Source organism: Nocardia sp. NRRL WC-3656 (assembly GCF_000720265.1).
Classification (GTDB): domain Bacteria; phylum Actinomycetota; class Actinomycetes; order Mycobacteriales; family Mycobacteriaceae; genus Nocardia; species Nocardia nova.
Map to the genome: position 1 here is coordinate 45,372 of NZ_JOJF01000029.1, position 20,621 is coordinate 65,992.

At 68.0% G+C, this 20,621-nt stretch carries 20 protein-coding genes and 1 tRNA gene; 13 read left to right on the forward strand and 8 right to left on the reverse strand.

Features of this window, described 5'->3' with window-relative positions; genetic code table 11:
- Positions 1–36: 36 nt before the first annotated feature.
- Entirely contained in the window at positions 37–882 is an 846-nt protein-coding gene (locus IG65_RS0128175) for an NAD(P)H-binding protein (RefSeq protein WP_030517978.1), read from the reverse strand.
- A gap of 155 nt (positions 883–1,037) precedes the next feature.
- Here IG65_RS0128175 and IG65_RS0128180 point away from each other — a divergent pair, with 155 nt between their 5' ends.
- From IG65_RS0128180 to IG65_RS0128200, 5 genes are all read left to right on the forward strand, one after another.
- Positions 1,038–1,937: a cation diffusion facilitator family transporter gene (locus IG65_RS0128180; protein WP_030517979.1), complete on the forward strand. Its 900-nt coding sequence runs from the start codon at positions 1,038–1,040 to the stop codon at positions 1,935–1,937.
- A 133-nt stretch (positions 1,938–2,070) separates the two neighbouring features.
- Positions 2,071–2,955 carry a transcriptional regulator CynR gene (cynR, locus tag IG65_RS0128185; protein WP_030517980.1) on the forward strand — a complete coding sequence of 295 codons (885 nt, stop codon included), beginning with the start codon at positions 2,071–2,073 and terminating at the stop codon, positions 2,953–2,955.
- Positions 2,956–3,054: 99 nt separating this feature from the next.
- Complete coding sequence (locus IG65_RS0128190; protein WP_030517981.1) at positions 3,055–3,645, forward strand: carbonic anhydrase; 591 nt, start codon at positions 3,055–3,057, stop codon at positions 3,643–3,645.
- Positions 3,646–3,694: 49 nt separating this feature from the next.
- Positions 3,695–4,165, forward strand: a complete 471-nt coding sequence (gene cynS / locus IG65_RS0128195) for a cyanase (RefSeq protein WP_030517982.1) — start codon at positions 3,695–3,697, stop codon at positions 4,163–4,165.
- A 38-nt stretch (positions 4,166–4,203) separates the two neighbouring features.
- Positions 4,204–4,704: a nucleoside deaminase gene (locus IG65_RS0128200; RefSeq protein WP_030517983.1), complete on the forward strand. Its 501-nt coding sequence runs from the start codon at positions 4,204–4,206 to the stop codon at positions 4,702–4,704.
- A 23-nt stretch (positions 4,705–4,727) separates the two neighbouring features.
- Here the strand turns inward: IG65_RS0128200 and IG65_RS0128205 are convergent, their stop codons facing one another.
- Both IG65_RS0128205 and IG65_RS0128210 read right to left on the reverse strand, forming a co-directional pair.
- The gene (locus tag IG65_RS0128205; protein ID WP_030517984.1) at positions 4,728–5,090 is read right to left on the reverse strand and encodes a DsrE family protein; all 363 of its coding nucleotides are present in this window, start codon (positions 5,088–5,090) and stop codon (positions 4,728–4,730) included.
- A gap of 92 nt (positions 5,091–5,182) precedes the next feature.
- Positions 5,183–5,761 carry a TetR/AcrR family transcriptional regulator gene (locus IG65_RS0128210; protein ID WP_036525928.1) on the reverse strand — a complete coding sequence of 193 codons (579 nt, stop codon included), beginning with the start codon at positions 5,759–5,761 and terminating at the stop codon, positions 5,183–5,185.
- A 269-nt stretch (positions 5,762–6,030) separates the two neighbouring features.
- Here IG65_RS0128210 and IG65_RS0128215 point away from each other — a divergent pair, with 269 nt between their 5' ends.
- A complete protein-coding gene (locus IG65_RS0128215; RefSeq protein ID WP_036525929.1) occupies positions 6,031–7,596 on the forward strand; it encodes an FAD-dependent monooxygenase in 1,566 nt (521 codons plus the stop codon).
- A 115-nt stretch (positions 7,597–7,711) separates the two neighbouring features.
- Here the strand turns inward: IG65_RS0128215 and IG65_RS0128220 are convergent, their stop codons facing one another.
- Positions 7,712–9,238: an NAD(P)/FAD-dependent oxidoreductase gene (locus IG65_RS0128220; protein ID WP_051757036.1), complete on the reverse strand. Its 1,527-nt coding sequence runs from the start codon at positions 9,236–9,238 to the stop codon at positions 7,712–7,714.
- 99 nt (positions 9,239–9,337) lie between these two features.
- The gene (locus IG65_RS0128225; RefSeq protein WP_030517988.1) at positions 9,338–9,964 is read right to left on the reverse strand and encodes a TetR/AcrR family transcriptional regulator; all 627 of its coding nucleotides are present in this window, start codon (positions 9,962–9,964) and stop codon (positions 9,338–9,340) included.
- 130 nt (positions 9,965–10,094) lie between these two features.
- On the opposite strand from IG65_RS0128225, the gene IG65_RS0128230 reads away from it, so the two are divergent.
- The 5 genes from IG65_RS0128230 to IG65_RS0128245 all read left to right on the forward strand — a co-directional run bounded on the left by IG65_RS0128230 (position 10,095) and on the right by IG65_RS0128245 (position 13,510).
- Entirely contained in the window at positions 10,095–11,078 is a 984-nt protein-coding gene (locus IG65_RS0128230) for an alpha/beta hydrolase (RefSeq protein ID WP_063833793.1), read from the forward strand.
- 21 nt (positions 11,079–11,099) lie between these two features.
- Entirely contained in the window at positions 11,100–11,546 is a 447-nt protein-coding gene (locus IG65_RS35220; RefSeq protein WP_051757040.1) for a hypothetical protein, read from the forward strand.
- Between the two features lie 83 nt (positions 11,547–11,629).
- Positions 11,630–11,776, forward strand: coding sequence for a hypothetical protein (locus IG65_RS38055; protein ID WP_156055819.1), 147 nt, complete (start codon positions 11,630–11,632; stop codon positions 11,774–11,776).
- The gene (locus IG65_RS0128240; protein ID WP_030517990.1) at positions 11,773–12,579 is read left to right on the forward strand and encodes an SDR family oxidoreductase; all 807 of its coding nucleotides are present in this window, start codon (positions 11,773–11,775) and stop codon (positions 12,577–12,579) included. Before IG65_RS38055 ends, IG65_RS0128240 begins: the two co-directional genes overlap by 4 nt.
- Positions 12,580–12,664: 85 nt before the next feature.
- Complete coding sequence (locus IG65_RS0128245) at positions 12,665–13,510, forward strand: SDR family oxidoreductase (protein ID WP_030517991.1); 846 nt, start codon at positions 12,665–12,667, stop codon at positions 13,508–13,510.
- 159 nt (positions 13,511–13,669) lie between these two features.
- Here IG65_RS0128245 and IG65_RS0128250 read toward each other — a convergent pair.
- A tRNA-Met gene (locus tag IG65_RS0128250) sits at positions 13,670–13,743 on the reverse strand.
- A gap of 281 nt (positions 13,744–14,024) precedes the next feature.
- Positions 14,025–14,414, reverse strand: a complete 390-nt coding sequence (locus IG65_RS0128255; protein ID WP_030517992.1) for a carboxymuconolactone decarboxylase family protein — start codon at positions 14,412–14,414, stop codon at positions 14,025–14,027.
- 163 nt (positions 14,415–14,577) lie between these two features.
- On the opposite strand from IG65_RS0128255, the gene IG65_RS0128260 reads away from it, so the two are divergent.
- A complete protein-coding gene (locus tag IG65_RS0128260; protein WP_030517993.1) occupies positions 14,578–14,838 on the forward strand; it encodes a metal-sensitive transcriptional regulator in 261 nt (86 codons plus the stop codon).
- 79 nt (positions 14,839–14,917) lie between these two features.
- Complete coding sequence (locus IG65_RS0128265; protein WP_030517994.1) at positions 14,918–15,673, forward strand: thioesterase II family protein; 756 nt, start codon at positions 14,918–14,920, stop codon at positions 15,671–15,673.
- 45 nt (positions 15,674–15,718) lie between these two features.
- Here IG65_RS0128265 and IG65_RS0128270 read toward each other — a convergent pair whose 3' ends face one another.
- Positions 15,719–20,611, reverse strand: coding sequence for a type I polyketide synthase (locus tag IG65_RS0128270; protein ID WP_081879822.1), 4,893 nt, complete (start codon positions 20,609–20,611; stop codon positions 15,719–15,721).
- Positions 20,612–20,621 lie beyond the last annotated feature (10 nt).

Here is a 20,621-nt window from a genome sequence, read left to right on the forward strand (position 1 = left end):
CGCTCGCAAGTCCGTCGCGGCGAGAATATTTGCGTATCAGCGGAATTGGTCGCGGTGACGCTCGCACCATTCGGCGAAGGTGCGTGGTGCGCGGCCGAGCAGCCGCCGCACCGTATCGGTCCGCAGGCCGACGGTGTCGGCGCGCATCACCGTGAATCCCTCCAGAATCGCTGCCGCGAGCGCGGGAGGCGCGCCCTGGGGATAGCGGGACCGGACGGCCTCCTCGGCCGTCGTGGCGGTATGGACCGGGATCGGCCGGCCGATCGCGCGGGCCAGCACCTCGACCTGCTCGCCGATGGTGAAGGTCTGCTCGCCGGTAAGACAGTAGGTGGTGTCGTGCCCCGGCTCGGTGAGTGCGATCGCCGCCACCGCCGCGATATCGGCGGGGTCGATCGGCGCGTAGCGGCCGGGGCCGGTCGGATCGAACACGGGCCGGCCGGCACGGATATCCGGCGCCCACTCGAGGGCATTGGTCATGAATCCGCCGGGACGCAGGATCGTCGCGGAAATACCCGAGGCACCGACGATTTCCTCGCGTTCGTGGTGCCAGCGCCCCATGGCCGGCATCGGATCGCCCAGCACGTTGTACGACGAGACCAGGACCAGATGTCGCACCCCCGCTCGCCGCGCCGCCGCCACCGCATGCCGCGCGGGCTCCACCGCCAGCCCCGGAACGAGCAGGAACAGCGAGTCGATCCCCTCGCACGCCGCTCGCAACGCCGCCGGATCCGCCAGGTCGCCGGCCACACGTTCGGCGGAGGCCGGAAGATCGGCGGCGCGAGCCGGATCGCGCACGAACAGCCGCATCGCCGCACCCGCGCTGTCGAGTCGCGCCACGAGCTCTCGGCCGATATGTCCGGTCGCGCCGGTCACCAGTATCATTCCTACCCCTAATCGTTAGCCGCCTATCGACAAACATTAGGCGGCTAACAACACTCGGTCAACACGGCCCTCGGCGAACGAACGCGGGCCGCGACACCCACCGGTTCACGGGCGGAATCGGTCCGTCGGCGACGGCCGGGTCGTAGCGTGAGCGCATGCGCGCGCTCGTGTTCTCGATGTGGGCCTCGGTGGTGTTCGTGGTGGTCTCGCTGGCGTGGGGGCTGGCCGCGGGATCGCAGATGATCGTGTTCGACGGACTGTATTCGCTTGTGGGCATTGCGCTTTCGGCGGTGTCGGTGGCGGCGCAGCGGACCGTCGCGAAGGGGGCCGACGCGTCGTATCCGTGGGGGCGCGAGACCTGGGAGCCGGTCGTCATCGTGGTGCGCTCGACCGCGCTGGGCGGGCTGTGTGTCTACGGATCGGTGAACGCGGTGCGCGAGATCCTGCACGGCGGCCGGGCCGTGTCGGCGGTCTCCGCGCTGGCGTACGCGATCACCGCGTCACTGCTCAGTGTGCTGGTGGCGCTGGTGCTGTGGCGGGCCGCACGCTCCGGTCCGGGACTGGTGCGGGCCGAGGCCGCCGAATGGGGCGGCGATGCGGCCTTCAGCCTGGTCACCCTGGCCGGATTCGGCGCGGCGGTGGCATTGGAGTCAGCCGGTCGCGACGACATCGCCCGCTACGTCGACCCCACGCTCGTGATCATCGTGTCCCTGGCTTATCTCTGGATCCCGATCCGGTTGTTCCGCTCCGCTTTTCGCGAAATTCTCACCATGGCCGCCCCGCGCTCGATGGTCACCGACGTCGAGCGACTGTGCGACCGCGTCCGCACCACCCACGGCTTCGCCGAATCCTTCGTTCGCGCCTCCACCGTCGGCAGCCGCCTCGATTTGGAACTCGCCTTCGTCCTCGGTCCCCGGACTCCGGAACGCACCGTCGAATCCTTCGACGCCATCCGCGCCGATATCGACGCCCAGCTCAACGCCCGGAACTACCACCACTCGACGTCGGTGGTGTTCACCGCGGATCGCCACTGGGTGGAGTGGGCAGTGACGTGAACGACGTTGCCGGGCCGACAGTTTCGGCATAACGCCGAACGGGACCAGCGCCTACTCCCCGACGCCGAACAGCAGCGATAGCGTCCAAGGCACTTTCTCCATCAGCATCATTGGTGCGACCTATAGTCGGTTGATGGAGCTGCGCCACATCCGGTATCTGCTGGCCGTCGCCGACCACGGCAACTTCACCCGCGCCGCGCAATCCCTGCACATCTCGCAGCCGACGCTGTCGCAGCAGATCAAGCAGCTCGAACGGGTCCTCGGCGTGGTACTACTCGACCGCTCCGGCCGCACGGTCCGGCTGACCGATGCCGGGCAGGCGTACGCGCGCTACGCCCGGCTCGCACTGCGCGATCTGGAGGCCGGCGAACGCGCGGTGCACGACGTCCAGGACCTGTCACGCGGCCATCTGCGGGTGGCGACGACGCCGACCTTCACCGCCTATCTGATCGGCCCGCTGGTCCACCGGTTCCGTTCCGAACATCCGGGGATCAGCCTCACCCTCCGCGAGACGACCCAGGATGCGATCGAGGCGGATCTGCTCGCCGATCGGCTCGATCTCGGGATCGCCTTCGCCGGCGCGCACGCCGCGGGGGTCGAGCACACCGCGCTGTTCACCGAGAAACTCGGCCTGGTCGTCGGCTCGGACCATCCGGTCGCCGCTGCCGCGCAACCGCTTTCGGCCGGGGAACTCGCCGGCGTGCCGCTCGGGTTGTTGAGCCCGGACTTCGCGACGCGGCTGCACATCGACCGATATTTCGACGAGTGCGGCGTCGCTCCGGATATCGCGGTGGAGGCGAATTCGATCAGCGCCCTGCTGGAATTCGTCCGGCGCGGCTCGCTCGCCACGGTCCTGCCCGACGCGATCACGCGGGCACATGCCGATCTGCACCCCATCGCCCTGGACCCGGCCCTGCCGATCCGCACCGTGGAATTACTGCGCCGCCACACCGCCTACCATTCCGCCGCCGCCCGCGCGTTCACCCGGGCGATCCACACGACGGCGCAGGACTATTGACCCAACCTATAGTCACCATCCGATACAAGTATTGGACCCTATAGCCACTGGTCATGCAGGCTGGTCTCAGTCCCCCAGCCACTCCGAACGGAGCGCTCCATGCATGACCTCACCACCGGCGTCACGCACTTCCGCGACGCCGTCTTCCCCACCAAGGCGCAGTTGTTCGCCCGGCTCACGACGACTCACACGCCCGCCACGCTGTTCATCGGCTGTTCGGACGCACGCGTCGTCCCCGAACTGATCACCAGCAGTGAACCCGGTGAGCTGTTCGTGATTCGCACCGCGGGCAATCTCGTTCCCGCCTACGGGCCGGGCGCCGACGGCGTGGCGGCCAGTATCGAGTACGCCGTCGCGGTGCTGGGCGTCGAACGCATCGTGGTGTGCGGGCACTCGGGCTGCGGGGCGATGACGGCGCTGGCCGAACGCCACGATCTCAGCGCGATGCCGACCGTCGCCGCCTGGCTGCGGCATGCCGATGCCGCGGCGGCCCGCCCGGGCTCGCAAACGACCGCGGCCCTGATTCGCGCGAATGTCGTTGCCCAGCAAGCGAATCTGGCCACTCACCCGGCGGTGGCGCGAGCGTTGTCGACCGGCGCCGTCACCGTCGAGGGCTGGGTCTTCGATATCGGCACGGGCGCCGTCACGGTGATCGATCCAGCCGGTGACGACCGAACCATCGCCGCCTGAAACCCCTGTGCCGCCGGCAGATCCGGCGGTCGAAAGAAAGGAAATCACTATGGTGCACGCGCAATTCGATCCGGCCGCCCGCCAGGCGCTGGCAGTCACGGCGGTCGAGGCGAAGATCGCCAAAGATCTCACCTGGCAGCAGATCGCCGACACCGCCGGCTATTCGACGGCCTTCGTGACCGCGGCGATCCTCGGCCAGCATCCGCTGCCGAAACAGTCCGCGGAAGCCGTGGCCGAGCTGCTCGGCCTGGGCGACGACGCGGCGGCGCTGCTGCAGACCATCCCGACCCGCGGGTCGATTCCGGGTGGTGTGCCGACGGATCCGACGATCTACCGCTTCTACGAAATGCTGCAGGTGTACGGCACCACGCTCAAGGCGCTGGTCCACGAGCAGTTCGGCGACGGCATCATCAGCGCCATCAACTTCAAGCTCGACGTGCGCAAGGTGCCCGATCCGCAGGGCGGCGAACGCGCCGTGATCACGCTGGACGGCAAGTACCTGCCTACCGAACCCTTCTGAGCAACCAACGCTCCGAAATCGACTCAGCAAGGAGTGCAATGGATTTCGCACAACGCACCATCGATCTGGCCCGCCGCAACGTCGAGGAGGGCGGCCGGCCGTTCGCGACGGTCATCGTGAAGGACGGGGAAATTCTCGCCGAAAGCCCCAACCTGGTCGCCCAGACCGCCGACCCGACCGCCCACGCGGAAATCCTCGCGATCCGCCGGGCCTGCACCACCCTCGGCACCGAACATCTGACCGGTACCACGATCTACATCCTCGCTCTGCCCTGTCCGATGTGCCTGGGCGCGCTGTACTACTGCTCCCCCGACGAAATCGTCTTTCTCACCACCCGCGAGGCCTACGCTCCGCACTACGTCGACGACCGGAAGTACTTCGAGCTCGGCACCTTCTACGACGAGTTCGCCAAGCCGTGGGATCAACGCCGCCTGCCGATGCGCCACGAATCCCGCGCCGACGCGGTCGACGTCTACCGCCGCTGGCAGGAGCGCAACAACGGCGAGCGCCGGGTGGCGGGAGCACCGACGGGCCGATGATTTCCCCCGCGGCGGGGAGCGCGTCAGTAGCTGAAGGTGGTGGCCGGGTCGTCGCCGATCCACTGCCACATCGGGATCGTGCCCTGCAACTCGGCGTTGCCGACCAGGGCCGCGCTGTCGAGCTGCTTGGCGTCGAAGCAGATCGGGCAGACGAAATAGCGGCCGCCGGCCGCCTCGTAGCGCTTGCACAGCTCCGGTAGCGGCGGACACCCATCGCAGGCGACGCCGACCGCGGTGCCGGCGAGAGCGAGCCGGACAGCTTCCTTGGTCAGGAACATCAGGGTTTCCCGGCCGGTTTCGGCGGCGCCGACCGCCACCAGGAACGCAACGGTGACCTTCTCCGGGTCCTCCAGACCCGTAGTCAGGCTGATCACGGCTTTCGACATCGCGAAACCTCGATTCGTGCATCGGTTCGTACTTCGAACGCTAGGCGCGAGGCGGGTCCCTGTCGTCGGGTGTTCACCCGACAAACCGCCGATCAACCGGCGGCGGGGATGGCGCGCTCGACGATCGTGCGGACCAGTTCGGCGGCCCGCTGCTCGTCGAAAATGCCCGGGAGCGTGAGCCTTTCGAGGATGAGCCAGTTCAGCGCGAGGTACAGCAGCACCACGGCGTCCTCGTCGCCGGGCAACTGCGACTCCCGGAAGTTGCTGATGTTGAAGTCCAGATCCGCGCGCACTCGCTCGGTCAGCAGCGCCTGCAGTTCGGGACGACGGGTGGCCTCCAACCGGAGTTCTAGGATCGCGAGATATCCGGTGCGGAAATGGAATACCCGCTCGACCACCTCGGTCATGAGTTCGGTCATGGTCTCGCGGGTCTGCGGTCCACGCGATTTCGCCATCGCTTCCTCGCTCGGGATCAGCCGCTCGTAATAGCGATGGCCGACCTGAACCAGCAGCGCATCCCGGTTGGGAAAGTAGTTGGACGCCGTTCCCGCCGGCACTCCCGCCTCCTGATCCACCGCCCGAAAGGTCAGCCCGCGCGCCCCCTCCCGGGCCAGGACCTCGATGGACGCGTCCAGCAGAGCCTGCCGGCGTTCCGGATTCGTGCGCACCACTTGACACCACTCCATTCGTAGTACTACGGTTCAAAACACTTCGTTCAGAGTACTACACCTGAGGCGGTAACGATATGCGAAAGCACCACACCACCTTCCCTGCCCAGGCCGACCAGCGGCGCTTTGTCACACGTCCCGTGCCTCCGCGCACAGTCACCAATTCCAAGGGCGGGTGGCCCCGGCACGGCAGGCACGGGGCCCGGTAACGGGCGACAGTGCCGGATGTCCGAATCGTTCGACCGGCCGGAAACGGCCGGAACAGGAGTGGAATGCATACCGACGTGATCATCGTGGGCGCGGGCCCGACCGGCCTGATGCTGGCCGCCGAACTGCAGGCGGCCGGAGTCCGGCCGCTGGTGCTGGAACGGCAACCGCGACCCCGTGACACTCCGAAGGCCGGTGGGCTCGGCGGGCAGATTCTCGAGTTGTTGCGCTACCGGGGCCTGCTGGACCGGTTCGAAGCGGCCTGCACCGATCCGATACCGGCTCCGCGGTTCCCGTTCGGCGGTGTCCATGTGGACCTCACCGGGCTCGCCGAGTCGCCGATGCACGCCTTGCCGCTGCCGCAACAGCAGCTCGAGCGGGTGCTCGGCGAACGCGCCGATGAACTCGGCGTCGATATCCGCCGCGGACATCAGGTGCTGGACGTGACGCAGGGCACCGACGCGGTCACCGCCCACGTGCGGGGCCCGGACGGCACCTATCGGGTCACCGCCCGCTACCTCGTGGGCTGCGACGGCGCCCGCAGCCGGATTCGCGACCTGGCCGCAATTCCGTTCCCCGGCACCGTCTATCCGGAGGTCAACCGGCTGGCCCAGATCACGGTGCCCGATTCGGTGACCCGGCACGACAACGGCGACCTCGACGTCGACGGTTTCGGAACCATCAGGGCGGGTTTCACGCGGACCGACCGCGGGCTGTTCGGGATGGGCGTCTCGCCCACGTCGGAGGTGTTGTCGGTCTACACGATCGAGGACGAGTCCATCGAATACGACGACGACGTACCGCTGACCGTCACCGAACTGCAGGACAGCGTCCGCCGCGTGCTCGGCGCGGAACTCCCTGTGGCACAGACGCATCGGCTGTCACGTTTCACCTTCAAGGCCCGGCAGGCCGAACGCTGTCGCGAGGGCCGGATCCTGCTGGCCGGCGATGCGGCCCATCTGTTCCCGGCCACGGGCGTGGCCCTCAACGCCGGCATGCTGGACGCGGTCAACCTGGCGTGGAAGCTGGCCGCCGAAGTCCAGGGCTGGGCGCCGGACGGACTGCTGGACAGCTACCACGACGAACGCTATTTCGCGGCGGCGCGCACCATGCTGCACACCCGTGCGCAGGTGGCGCTGCGGCGTGGGCACGACCCGGCGGCCGAGGCGCTGCGGGCGGTCTTTCAGGAGCTCCTCACCGACGATCAGCCCCTGCGGCGCATGGGCGCCCTCATCGCCGGCGCCGATATCCGCTATGAGCTGCCGAACCCGAACGGCCACGCCGCGACCGGCACCTTCGCCCCCAACCTGGCCCTGCGCACCGGCGAGGGCAGCACCGACGTCGCGGCGCTGCTGCACGACGCACGGCCCGTCCTGCTCGATCTCGCCGGACGGCCGGAGCTGCGCGCGGCGGCACGAGAATGGGGACACCGCATCGAGATTCGCACCGCCGAGACCGCCGATCGGACCGCCGACGCCCTCCTCATCCGCCCGGATGCGCACATAGCCTGGGCCGCGACCGTCGGTGAACCCGCGGACACCGCGGAGTCCGGCCTGCGCGCCGCACTGCAGCTCTGGTTCGGCGCACCCGTGACGCCCGGTGTTCCGTCGGAAACTCCGGTCGGCGGCTAGTGCGGCCGGCGGCCGCAACGCTCGAATTGTGGCGCCGAATCAACACGCGTCGGGATGGCCGAATTCGATCTCATGACACTGGGAGTATCTTTCGAGCCTGCGCAAGGCGGGATTCCTAGTTGTAGGCGTAATCGTCGAGGGGGAAGGTGCGGCTGGTCCACCAGGCTTGCAGTCCACTAGTGGGACGCAAGGAGCTGAAGTCGCCGTGATGGTCGAAGTAGTAGCTGTTGGCTGATGCGCAGTTGCTGATCGCGAGCAGCGAATTGTCGGCGCGCGCGCGAACGAACTCCAGGAAGCGGGCGTTGGCCTCGGGCCGCACGGCTACCCGATCGGCGCCGCGGCGCTCGGCTTCGCGCAGTACCCGGATGATGTGATTGGCCTGCGTCTCGACCATGACGTGATACGAGCCGCCCGACCAGGAATAGGGACCGAACAGCGAGAAGGCATTGGGCAGTTGGGGGAGACTGACGCCTTCGTAGGACTGCAGGGCTTCGGTTTCGAAGAAGTCCGCGAGGTCGAATCCATCGCTGGTCTGCACCGGGGAGATCCGGTAGTTGATCGGTTCGTGAGCGAAGTGGAAGCCCGTAGCCAGGACGAGGACGTCGACAGGGTGCTCGGCGCCGTCGACGGTGCGGACGCCGGTCGAGGTTACGTGATCGATGGGCTCGGTGACGAGACTGACGTTGTCACGGGTGAACGTGCGGTACCAGGCGTTGGACACACTGGGGCGTTTGCAGCCGAAATCGTAGTCGGGCGTGAGCTTTTCCCTCAGTCCGGGATCGCGGACCTGAGCGAACAGCAGCGCCCGGCTCGCGGCGGAGAGCCCACGCGCCAGCGGTGCGACCGATTTTCCGTAGGCCGCGACCGCGACGAGCAGCACCTCGACCTGGGCCGTGAAGGCGAGTCGCAGTGCGTCCTGGCTACCGGGGACGGCGGCGATCACGCGCTGCAGCGGGCCGGGGACGGGGATGTCGAGTTTGGGCAGTACGTGGATGGGGCGACGCTGGAAGACGGTGAGGTGTGCCGCAGTTTCGGCGACTTTCGGGACCAGTTGTACCGCGCTGGCGCCGGTGCCGATGACCGCGACTCGTCGAGCCGTCAGGTCCTGGCGGTGATCCCACTGCTGAGATCGCATGACGATGCCGGTGAAATCCTCGAGCCCCGGAATGGAGGGAGTGCGAGGATTGACGAAAGGACCGAGAGCACTGATGACATAGCGGCTGGTGAACTCGCCGTGGTTGGTGTGCACATACCAGACGCGCTCACCTTCGGACCAACGACGTTCGAGCACTTCTGTGCCGAGTTCGATGTGCCGCGCGATGTCGTATTTCTCGACGCAGCGGTCGAGGTAGCGCTTGATCTCCTCGCCCTTCGGAAACAGTCGCGACCAGCCGGGGTTCTTCTCGAACGAGAACTGGTAGCTGAAGGACGGCACATCGGCACCGACTCCGGGATAGACGTTGTCGCGCCAGACACCGCCGATATCACCGGCCCGCTCGAGCACGGTGAAGTTGTCGATTCCATTGCGGCGCAGGGTGATCGCCATTCCGATGCCGGCTATTCCGGCACCGACGATCACGATATGCCGGTCCGGCGGAGTGCGCTTGTCGCGGTGCTGCGTTGCAATGGGGACGACGGTCATGGTCGAGGAGCCCTTCCGGGAAGCAGTAAGCGGTAACACGCGCTTCATCTTGAAACGCATGTTTCAACTTACTGCCGCGCATTGTCAAGCCCCATCGCCTCAGTCGTGTTGCCGCACCGCCTCGAGCTGGGCGAATACCGTTGCCACCGCAGCGGTGGCGAGCCGTTCCCGACTGACCGGCAGCCGCCCGTCGACCCATTCGAGATACAACGACACGAGGCTGCCGCTCAGGGCCGTGGCCGCGATCGCGATCGCTTCCTCGTCGGCAGGGACGATCGCACCGGCTTCGGCGCCGAGAACCGGAATGAGCATTCGCAGAAATGTCGGAGCGCGGTCGGCACTGTGCCGGCGCAAGGTGTCGTCGGCGAGCGGTTCGCGCAGCAGGATGCGCGCACGGCCGGGATCCTCCTCGAAGTATTGCGCGCAGATCTCGAAGATCTCACGGATCGCCGCGCGCAGCCCGTCGGCGGTGCGGACGCCACGCATCCGTTCGAACAGCCGGGATTCGACCCTGTCGTACACCGCGATGATGAGATCTTCACGGCTGTCGAAGGTTTCGTAGAAGTAGCGCGGACTGAGATTGGTCTGCCGCATCACCGCGCGGGTCGTCACCGCCGATACCCCGCCGGTGCCGAGCAGTTCCTCACCCACGTCCAGCATCTGTTCGCGCCGGTCCAGCGAGCGATCCTTCAGGGTCTGCCCACGCCACAGCTTCGGAGAGCTCATCAGCCGATCCTCCCACCGCGCCGGGTCGCGGGCAGCCGGGCAGGTATTGACATCACACGTTTCAACATGAAACGCTCGTTTCAAGTTGCTTGTCCGCTGCCCGGAACGGACTTCTCAGAGAGGTGCTGCCATGCCACTCACGCGACGTCACCATTTCGGTGCCCGCTCGCGCCACCCCAGCGTGCGCTCGCAACTGGCCACTGCCGCGGTGCGCGAGCTGGTACGACCGGTACTGCGCCGGATTCCGATCTCTCCACTCGCGATACGCGTCGGCGGGCTGGTCGACCTCGGATCCCGAACACTGCCGGTCCGCACCGCCGTGCGGGTCGAGGCGGTGACAACGAAGACGGTGCGCTGCGAGATCGTGCGCGCAGCCGGGACTCCGGACGGGTTCGGCGCGGGCGTGGTGCTGTATTTTCACGGGGGCGGTTTCGTCGCCGGAGGCTTGCACACCCACCGTCGCCTGGTCGCTGAACTGTCGCGAGCCACCGGGTTGCCGGTCGTGCAGGTGCGCTACCGCTATCTGCCCGAGGCCACGGTTCCGGAGTCGGTGCGCGACTGCCTGGCCGCCTACCGATGGCTCCTCGACCACGGCGTCGGTAGCGAATCGGTCGTCTTCGCCGGGGATTCGGCCGGCGGATTCCTCGCGCTGAGCACCGCGCTCGGTGTCGCCGGTGAGCAATTGCCGGCCCCGGCGGCGGTGGTCGCGCTGAGCCCGTGGCTCGACCTCGACCTCACCGCCAAACTCGCACACCACAATGCGATGACCGAGGCATATCTGCCAACCGCGGCATTCACGCGCATCGCCGAGCTCGGATGTGCCCGCGACGGCCGCATCGATACAGCGCTGTCGCCGGTCAACGGCGACCTCCGCGTCCTGCCCCCGACCCTGCTGGCCGCCTGCGACGACGAGTTCCTGCGCCTGGATTCCGAAGTCATGGCCGCCGGCCTCGACGCGGCAGGTGTGCCGTGCGAGCTGCACATCTGGTACGGCCAGATCCACGCCTTCCCGGTGGTGTTCCCGTACCTGCCCGAAAGCAGGCAACTCACCGCGGAAATCGCCCGCTTCATCCGCGAGCACGTCCGGACCGCAGCCTCCTCGGCAGCGGCCTGACACTTTCAGAAAGGAATCTCGATGACTACTGGAACCTCATCCCGCCGCAGCTCCGACGCTGCGCGCAAACAACCCACCTCGCTGCTCGGGGAGCTGCGTGAGCTGGCCGGTTCGGCACCGGCACGCGCCGGCGCGGCGTGCTGGGACTATCTACGAGGGGCGGCCGAGACCGACGACCGTGAGCTGTTGGCGGCTCTGTTCGCCCAAGGCACGGCCCCACAGTTGGACGGCGACTACGAGGGGATGATCGCGGGCAAGTTGTTCGGGATTCCGGAAGCGGCTCTGCTCAATCCGGTAGTCGCCGTCGAACCCGGGTGGGTGGGCAAGAGTTTCGACGCCGCCACCGCGACCGGGTACAACCGCCTCAACCGCATCGCCTACCTCGCGTTACGGGCCGCGGTGCCGCGGTACAGCGGCTGGGTCCGGACGAGTGCGGTCTACCAGGGTTTCGCTTCGGCTATCGCGTAGAACGTGCGTCGCTCGCACCGTTCGTTCAGGTCGCGGCGGTCACCTACACCGATCCAGCGCTCGGCAACCCCCGTTCGAGGATCGTGCCCATCGAACGAGTTCGCGATGAACTCGTCGAACTGGTGCCCGGGGTGTATCTGGGCCGCGCGCTGATGGGTTCGCGAACCGGCGAGATCCGGGTCATCGGTTACTTCGCGCTGCGCGCACCGCTGCGGGAGACGAACCGATGATGCGATTGGACGGGACGGTCGCCTGCGTCACCGGCGGGGCACGCGGAATCGGCCGCGCCACCGCCATCGCGCTCGCCGCGCGCGGCGCCCAGGTCTGGATCGGCGATATCGACCTTCCCGTGGCCGAGGCGACCGCCGCCGAGATCGGCGGACACGCCGCCCAACTCGACGTCACCGATCCGGGCAGCTTCGCCGAATTCTTGAACGCCGCCACCGAGACCGGTCCCGTCGACGTACTGGTCAACAACGCGGGCATCATGCGCCTGGCACCCTTCCTCGAGCTGGACCTGGCCGGGCACCACCGCGAGATCGCCATCAATGTCGGCGGGGTGATCAATGGCATGAGTCTGGCTTTGCCGGGAATGGTCGCGCGCGGACGCGGCCACATCGTCAATGTCGCGTCCATGGCCGCCAAGGTCACTACCCCGGGCGCGGCGGTCTACTGCGCCTCGAAATTCGCCGTCGGCGCGCTGTCCCGCGCGGTCCGCGCCGAACTCGACGGCACCGGCGTCACCGTCACCACCGTGATGCCCGCCGCCGTGCACACCGAACTGACATCGGGGGTGAACCTGAAACTGCAACCCACCTTGCACCCCGCGGAAGTGGGCGAGGCGATCGCCGATACCGTTCGCCACCGGCGTGCCGAAGTGACCATCCCACGATGGCTCGCTCCGATGGGCACCGTCGAACAAGGTATTCCCGAGACGGCTCTGCGCGCGGTCAAGCGCCGATTCGTCGGTCGCGAACCCGGCCGGTACGACCAGCAGCGGCGCCGCGCCTACCTGAACCGCATCGACAGTTGATTTTCGCGGTCGGTGCGGACCCCGATGCCGCACCGACCACCTGCAATCGCCTCGTACCCACCACCGAAACTCTTACCGGAGAATCATGTCCGAGCCTTACCGCGGCCGCGTCGCCGTCGTCACCGGCGCCGCATCAGGAATGGGTCGCAGCCTCGCAATCGAACTCGCCCGCCGCGGCGCACACCTGGCATTGTGCGACCTCGACGCCGAAGAACTCGCCGAAACCGCTGCCCAATGCTTCGCCTACAACGCCCAAGTGGAGACAGCCGTCCTCGACGTCGCCGAATACGAACAGATGCTGCGGTTTGCCGAGACCGTCCTCGCGCGGTTCGGGGCCGTGCACGACGTATTCAACAACGCCGGAATCGGTTTCGTCGGTACCGTCGAGAACAGCGACATCAAAGATCTGTCCCGCGTCCTCGATGTCGACTACTGGGGTGTCGTGCACGGCACCAAGGCGTTCCTGCCACACCTGATCGCCTCCGGCGACGGCCGCATCGCCAACACCTCGAGCGTCTTCGGCCTGTTCGCCGTTCCCACTCAAAGTGCCTACAACGCGGCCAAATTCGCCGTTCGAGGTTTCACCGAATCGCTACGCCAGGAAATGCTCACCGCCGGACATCCGGTCACCGTGTCCAGCGTGCACCCCGGCGGCGTTCGCACCGCCATCGCGACGAAGGCCACCGGCACCAACCCCGAGGAACTGCAGCACCTCGTCCAGCTGTTCGACCGCCTCGCTCGCACCACCCCCGAGAAGGCGGCTTGCGTCATCCTGGACGGAACGGCCAAGGGCAAGGCCAAGATCCTCGTCGGCGCCGACGCCCACCTGAGCGACCTCCTCGTCCGCATCATCGGCTCGTCCTACCAGCGAATTCTTGCCACCCTAGCCACCCGCTACTTCGAGCCCACCCGGCCCACATCGCTGAGCTGATCGGAAGCCCGGACAGACCTCGAGTTCGTGGGTGTGCCACGCCCGGGGCCGGCTCATGCCACGTTCATCGTGGTTCCGCGTGATGTGGAATTCGATGCCGAGAACCTCGGCAAGAGTCGAGGGCGGCCCTGAACCTCTGGTCAGGACCGCCCTCTGTAGTAGCGGGGACAGGATTTGAACCTGCGACCTCTGGGTTATGAGCCCAGCGAGCTACCGAGCTGCTCCACCCCGCGTCGGGTAGGGACAACACTACGCAACCGCACGGGAAACACCAAAACGGCTGGTGACAGAGGTCGGAAGCTACGCGTGAGCCGCTTCAGCGGCCTGCCCACTTGCGAAACAGCCGACGCGACGAGCCGTCCTGGGCGGATGCCGGATGGCCGGCGCACCATTGGTCGGCCGGAACGGCGGCCCGGACCCGATCGACGTGCCGACCGCAACCGGACCACGTCGTCTTGCCGCACACCCTGCATCGAACGGGACTACACATGCCGAGGACCTTTTCCGTTCGTGATCACGCCGGGCCGTCGCCGGCATCGACGGCATCGGCGAACTCGCAGAACGCTTCGTAAGCGCGAGCACCGTAGATCGTTGCCGGGCCGCCGTGCATGAGGAAGGTAACGCCGATGGCCTCCGCGGCCTCCTGGCGCGTGGCCCCGGCGCGCGCGGCCGCTTGCCCGTGCGAGGCGATGCAACCGTCACAGCCCTCGACCACGCCGATGGCGAGCGCGATCAGTTCCTTCGTCTTGCGATCGATGGCTCCCGGTGCGAACGCGGCTTTGCTGAGTTCGCCGAAACCCTTGTACACCTCGGGGATCGCGTGACGTAACGCGCGATGCTGCGGCGAGAGCTCTTGGAGCACGGCGGCACCGTGGCGGGACGGGCGCTCACTGAGTACAGACATCCGGCATTCCTTTCATCAGCTGTGGTCCGTCGCGGGTGGGGCGGGGAGAACCACGTACGGGCTATCCCCCCGGGGGGATATGAGACAACCATAGCATCCCCCCGGGGGGATATGATTCACGGGTACGGTCCGCGACGGGCCGGGCGAGACGCTGGAGGAACAGATGCAATTCGAACCGGACGAGGTGAAGGCCGTGATCACTCGCATGAAGCGTGCACACGGCCACCTGGCGACCGTCATCCGCATGATGGAAGACGGTGCGGAGTGCGAGGATGTGCTCACTCAGCTCGCTGCGGTCAACAAAGCGCTGAGCCGCAGCGGTTACGCCTTGGTGGCGACCGGTCTCCAGCACTGCCTGACCAACGGCAGCCCGGACGGCGCCGACATGAAGAAGATGGAGAAGCTGTTCCTCTCGCTGGCGTGACGTCACGGCACCTCCCAGGCGAAACCGTTGCGAGCGCGGTGAATTCGGAGGCGAAGCAGTCGGTGTAGGCTTTCGGCCCGTGGGTAATAGCTGGCTGCGTCGTCTGTCCCCCGCTCCGGAGAACGGATCGCATACGGTGGTCTGCTTTCCTCATGCCGGCGGATCCGCCATCTCGTACGGGCCGCTGGCCAAACGCCTGGGGTCGGAATACGACGTCCTCGCCGTGCAGTACCCCGGGCGGCAGGACCGACGGCGCGAACCCCTCGTCGACACCATTTCCGGGCTCGTCGACGGGCTGTTCACCGAATTGACCGAGACACTCGCCGACGCCTCGAGTTTTTCCCTGTTCGGCCACAGCATGGGATCCGCGGTGGCATTCGAAACCTGCCGGCGCCTCGAACGCGAAACCGACGCGCTCCCGGCGGTGCTGTTCGCCTCGGGACGTCGCGCTCCGTCACAACAGGGCACCGAGGTGATGCACGCGCTGAGCGATCGTGAACTGGCCGATCATCTCCTGAACTACGGCGGCACGCCGGCGGCCCTGCTCGAGGATCCGGAAATGCGCGACATGATCCTGACCGTCACCCGAAACGACTACCGGGCCATCGAAACCTACGCGTGCGTCCCAGGGGCGACCGTCGCATGTCCCATCGTCGCACTGGCCGGTGATCGCGACGCCGATGCGAGTCTCGCCGATCTCGAGGTCTGGCGCTCGCACACCACCGGAAGTTTCTCCGCCCGAACGTTTCCCGGCGGCCATTTCTTTCTCGACGCCAATGGCGATGCGGTCGCGCGGTTGATTTCCGATCACAGTTCGCGGGCGCTGTCGAGTTAGCCGGGAACGACCGGGCGGGCGTATCCGCCCACCCGGTCGCCGCCCTCAGTGCGCGAGCCAGTCCTCGATCGCGGCGGCGACCTCCGCCGCGCCGTCCTCCAGGATCGTGAAGTGATCGGCCGCCACCGGCACGACGGAATGCGCCGCGTCCCACGGCCGGGTCTGCCAGTCCGCACGTTCCGAGGAGCCGTCCAGGAACGATCGCGCACACTGGACGAACAGCGTCGGCGTGTCGACCGAACCCGGCACCAGCTCGTGCAGGAACTGCACGTACCGGCCCATTCCGGTGAGCCGGGCCTGATCGAAACGACCGAACGTGGCCTCGTGGGACACCATGTGTTCGGCCATCTCTCGCAGCAGCCATTCCGCACCCGCGTGCGCCGGATAGGTGTCCAGCATGACCACGCCGGCGGGAGCCGGACCGCCGGCCACCTCCAGATACTCGGTGACGAGGTAGGCCAGCAGACCCCCCGAGGAGTGCCCGAGCAGGACGAACGGCTCACCCTGCGCGGCCTCGAGCACGCCGCGTGCCAGCGCCGCCAGCGCGGCTACCGGCGTCGCCGGTAGCGGCTCGCCCGCACCGAAACCGACCAGCGGCAGCGCCAGGACATCGCGGCCGGTGCGCAGCTGCGACGCGATCCGGGCGTACTGGTGCGCACCGCCGGTGGCCAGCGGCGGATTGAGGCAGATGATCCGCGGCAGGGCCGAGCCCGCGGCCAGGCGCGCGGGTGCCGGCAACTGATCCGGTTGCTCGTCCGCGGTGAACTGGTCCCGCAGTTCCGCCACCGCTCGCAGCAGGGCGAAGCCCTTACCGGCCTGACCGTTCGTGACCGCGCCGCGAAACATCCCGTACAGCGAATCATCCTGGACCGCTTGACCGTTGGCCTGTTGTGGCGCGGCGCCGAGCTCCTCGCGAAGATGCCGGGCCAGTACCGCGGGCGTCTTGTGGTCGAAGATCGCCGCCGTGGACAGCGTCAGTCCGGTGGATGCGTTGAGGGCGCCGCGCAACTCCATGGCGGCCAGCGAGTCGAAGCCCGATTCGAGGAAATCTCGCTCCGGGTCGAGCGCCTCGGTGCTGCCGTGCCCGAGCAGCCGGGCGGCGTGCTCGAGGATGTGCGTCAGCAGCCACCGTTCCTGTTCGGCCTCCGGCAATTGCGCCAGATGGTTGCGCAGTGCCGCGGCGTCCGGCGTCGTGGCGCGCTGCCGGCGTCCCGTCTTCGCGGCCAGAGCACCGAGGAGGGCCGGGACCGCATCGCGGGCACGGAGTACGGCGTGGTCGATCGCGACCGGCACCTGCACCGGACGACCGGAAGACACTGCCGCATCGAACAATTCGAGTGCGGTGCCGGCGGGCAGCGGTGAAAAGCCTTGACGCCGCATCCGCTGCCGGTCGGCCTCGCCGAGCCATCTCGACAATCCGGTGTCGATATCCCACATGCCGTAGGCGAGTGACGTCGCCGGCAAGCCTTCGGCGTGGCGATGCGTCGCGAGCGCGTCGAGGAACAGATTGGCCGCCGCGTACCCAGCCTGGCCGGCGGGCAGGATCGACCCCGCTACCGAGGAGATCAGGACGAATGCGGACAGTCCGGCCTCGCGGGTGAGCTCGTGCAGGTACCAGGCGGCGTCGGCCTTGGCGCTCAGGCAGTGGTCGATCCGATCCGGGGTCAAGGCATCGACCAGGCCGTTGTCGGCGACCCCGGCCGCGTGCACGATCGCGCCCAGCGGATGCTCGGCGGGGATCGATCCGAGCAGCTGCCGCACCGCGTCGCGGTCGGTGACGTCGCAGGCCGCGACCCGAACCCGAGCGCCGAGAGCGCCGAGTTCGGCGACCAGATCCGCGGCGGCGTCCGGTCCGCGCCGACCGGCCAGCACCAGGTGCCGCACCCCGTGCTCGCGCACCAGGTGCCGGGCGAGGTGGCGCCCGATCCCACCGGTTCCACCGGTGATCAGGACGGTCCGTTCGGGATCCCACGCGGTGGGCAGCGTCGCCTCGGCAGACGCGGCCCGGACGAGTCGCGGCACCCGCGTGCCGGCCCCGTCGACGGCCAGTTCCGGCTCACCCGTCGCCGCGGCGGCCACGAGGTCGTGCATCGCGACGGCCTCGTCGGCCTCGATGAGCACGATTCGCCCGGGGTTCTCCGCTTGCGCCGCGCGCACCAGGCCCCACACCGCGGCGGTGGCCGGATCGCCGGTGGAGTCGGTGATCACCGCGAGAGTGCTCGCGGCACAGCGTTCGTCGCGCAGGAACCGCTGAACGACACCGAGTGTGGCGTGCAGCGCCGAGCGCAGCCGCGCCGGCACCGCGATCTCCTCGACCGGAGGGCGGTAGACGAGGACCGAAGCCGATTCCGCCGTACCCCACTCGGCCCACGAGATATCCGCCGTGCGGCGCGGCTGCGGACCAGGTCGCCACGCGAGTTCGTACAGTGCGTCGTATGCGGGACGAGACGAGGCCGCGAGCACGTCGGGTGAGATCGGCCGCAAGGCGAGCGATCGTACCGAAAGCAGCGGCGCGCCACCGGAATCGGCGATCTGCACCGTGACCGCCTCGTCGCGTCCGGTCAGCCGCACCCGCACCCGGCGGGCGCCGTCGGCGTACAGACGCACCGACGACCAGGTGAACGGAACCAGGGTCTGCGGCTCGGCCTGCTCGCGCGGAGCGCCGACGGTGAGCGCGTGCAGGGCCGCGTCGAGCAGCGCCGGATGCATGCCGTAACCGTGTGCGGTGGTCTGTTCCGGCAGCGCGACCTCGGCGAAGAGTTCGTCACCGCGCCGCCAGACGGCCACGAGACCGCGGAAGGCCGGACCGTAGTGGTAGCCGTGGTCGGCGAGTTCGTCGTACGCGCCGTCCACCGCGACCTCCGTGGCGCCGGACGGTGGCCACTGCACGAAATCGGCCCAGTGCGCCGGTTCGCCGGTATCCCCGCTCGGGCTCAGCCGGCCCTGCGCGTGATGGGTCCACGGGACTGCCGGATCGTCTTCGTCCCGGCGTGAGTAGATGTCGACGGGCCGATGACCGGCCTCGTCGCCGTCACCCACGACCACCTGGATCTGCACGCCGCCGGGTCCGCTGAACGTCAGCGGCGCCCGCAGTGTGAGGTCCGCGAGTTCCGGACAGCCGACCTGCTCTCCGGCGTGGACGGCCAACTCGACGAAACCGGTTCCGGGCAGCAGGACTACGCCGAGTACGTCGTGATCGGCCAGCCACGGATGCGTGGCCGTGGACAGTCGCCCGGTGAGGCGGACGCCGCCGCCTTCGGGCTGCGCCACCAGCGCGCCCAGCATGGGGTGTTCGGTGGACCGCAGGCCGAGCGCCGACGGCTCACCGGAATGCAGCCGGCCCGTGGCCCAGAAGCGGCGGTGCTGGAAGGGGTAGGTCGGCAGATCCGTCCGCCTGCCGCCGGTGCCGGCGTAGTAGCGGGTCCAATCCACCGTCGCACCAGCGACATACAGGTGGGCGAGCCCGGTGAGTACGGTCGCGGGGTCCGCGTGGTGGCGCTTGGTGAGCGCGATCGCGGTGGCCGTGTCGCGGGATCGAGCGATCATGGGCGTCAACACCGCATCGGGCCCGACTTCGGCGAATCGTGCCACGCCCAGTTCCGCCATGGCGAGGACCGCGTCGGCGAATCGCACCGCGTCCCGAACCTGCCGCACCCAATAGGCCGGATCCGACATCTCGTCGGTCACCCTGGCGCCGGTGGCGGTGGACACCAGCGCCACATTCGGACGCCCGAACGTCAAAGCCTCGATCGCCGAGGCGAATTCGGCCAGCATCGGCTCCATCAGCGCCGAGTGGAACGCATGCGACACCCGCAAACGATGTGTGCGCCAGCCTCTTTCAGTGCACCTTCCGGCAACAGCCGTCACATCGGCGTCGACACCGGACAGGACCACCGAGGACGGGCCGTTCACCGCGGCGATGGCGACATCGCCGGTCAGCAGGGCCGAGACGTCGGCCTCGGATGCCTCGACGGCGATCATCGCTCCGCCCGCGGGCAGTGCCTGCATCAGTCGCCCGCGCGCCGCCACCAGCACACACGCGTCCCGGAGTGACAACACCCCGGCCACATGTGCGGCGGCGACCTCACCGATCGAATGACCCGCCACCACATCCGCGCCGAATCCCCAGGATTCGAGCAGCCTGTACAGCGCCACCTCGAACGCGAACAAACCGGCCTGCGCGAACACGGTGCGATCGACCAGGCCGTCGTCCGCCAACGCGTCGTTCAGCGAAACATCTTGTTCCAGAAGTGGATCCAGCATGCCGGCAATCGCATCGAAATGTTCGGCGAATACCGGATACGCGGTGCGGAGTTCGGCCGTCATACCGGCCCACTGCGCCCCCTGCCCCGAGAACACCACACCCGTCGAACCGGGTAGCACGCGACCGGAGACGACACCGGGCACGGTGTCGCCCGCTGCCAGCGCCCGGACGCCCGCGAGCAGATCATCACGATCCCGGCCCACGACCACGGCCCGATGCTCGAACACCGCCCGCGTGGAGGCCAGCGAGAAGCCGACATCGACGGCATCCGGATCGTGGGCGTCCACATGCGAAGCCAGCCTGGCCGCTTGTCCGGCCAGTGCGTCGTTGCCGCGCGCCGACAGCGTCCACGGCAGGACCGCCGGGACGGTTGTCACCGCCGGCGCGGTTTCGGCTGCCGGGGCCTGCTCGAGGATGACGTGCGCGTTGGTGCCGCTGATACCGAACGAGGACACACCGACCCGGCGCGGACGGTCCACCTCCGGCCACGCCACCGGCTCGGTCAACAACCGGATATTGCCCTCGGACCAATCGACCTTGGTACTGGGCGCATCGACGTGCAGTGTCCGCGGCAGTTCCCCGTGCCGCATGGCCATGACCATCTTGATCACACCACCGACACCGGCAGCGGCCTGGGCGTGGCCGATATTCGACTTCAACGATCCCAACCACAACGGACGATCC

Coding starts and splice junctions, on each gene's coding strand:
- IG65_RS0128255 (WP_030517992.1), bottom strand. CDS start 14,414: ATGTCTGTACTCAGTGAGCGCCCGTCCCGCCACGGTGCCGCCGTGCTC.
- IG65_RS0128180 (WP_030517979.1), top strand. CDS start 1,038: ATGCGCGCGCTCGTGTTCTCGATGTGGGCCTCGGTGGTGTTCGTGGTG.
- cynR (WP_030517980.1), top strand. CDS start 2,071: ATGGAGCTGCGCCACATCCGGTATCTGCTGGCCGTCGCCGACCACGGC.
- IG65_RS0128190 (WP_030517981.1), top strand. CDS start 3,055: ATGCATGACCTCACCACCGGCGTCACGCACTTCCGCGACGCCGTCTTC.
- IG65_RS0128215 (WP_036525929.1), top strand. CDS start 6,031: ATGCATACCGACGTGATCATCGTGGGCGCGGGCCCGACCGGCCTGATG.
- IG65_RS35220 (WP_051757040.1), top strand. CDS start 11,100: ATGACTACTGGAACCTCATCCCGCCGCAGCTCCGACGCTGCGCGCAAA.
- IG65_RS0128260 (WP_030517993.1), top strand. CDS start 14,578: ATGCAATTCGAACCGGACGAGGTGAAGGCCGTGATCACTCGCATGAAG.
- IG65_RS0128225 (WP_030517988.1), bottom strand. CDS start 9,964: ATGAGCTCTCCGAAGCTGTGGCGTGGGCAGACCCTGAAGGATCGCTCG.
- IG65_RS0128200 (WP_030517983.1), top strand. CDS start 4,204: ATGGATTTCGCACAACGCACCATCGATCTGGCCCGCCGCAACGTCGAG.
- IG65_RS0128175 (WP_030517978.1), bottom strand. CDS start 882: ATGATACTGGTGACCGGCGCGACCGGACATATCGGCCGAGAGCTCGTG.
- IG65_RS0128220 (WP_051757036.1), bottom strand. CDS start 9,238: ATGACCGTCGTCCCCATTGCAACGCAGCACCGCGACAAGCGCACTCCG.
- IG65_RS0128240 (WP_030517990.1), top strand. CDS start 11,773: ATGATGCGATTGGACGGGACGGTCGCCTGCGTCACCGGCGGGGCACGC.
- IG65_RS0128245 (WP_030517991.1), top strand. CDS start 12,665: ATGTCCGAGCCTTACCGCGGCCGCGTCGCCGTCGTCACCGGCGCCGCA.
- IG65_RS0128230 (WP_063833793.1), top strand. CDS start 10,095: ATGCCACTCACGCGACGTCACCATTTCGGTGCCCGCTCGCGCCACCCC.
- cynS (WP_030517982.1), top strand. CDS start 3,695: ATGGTGCACGCGCAATTCGATCCGGCCGCCCGCCAGGCGCTGGCAGTC.
- IG65_RS0128205 (WP_030517984.1), bottom strand. CDS start 5,090: ATGTCGAAAGCCGTGATCAGCCTGACTACGGGTCTGGAGGACCCGGAG.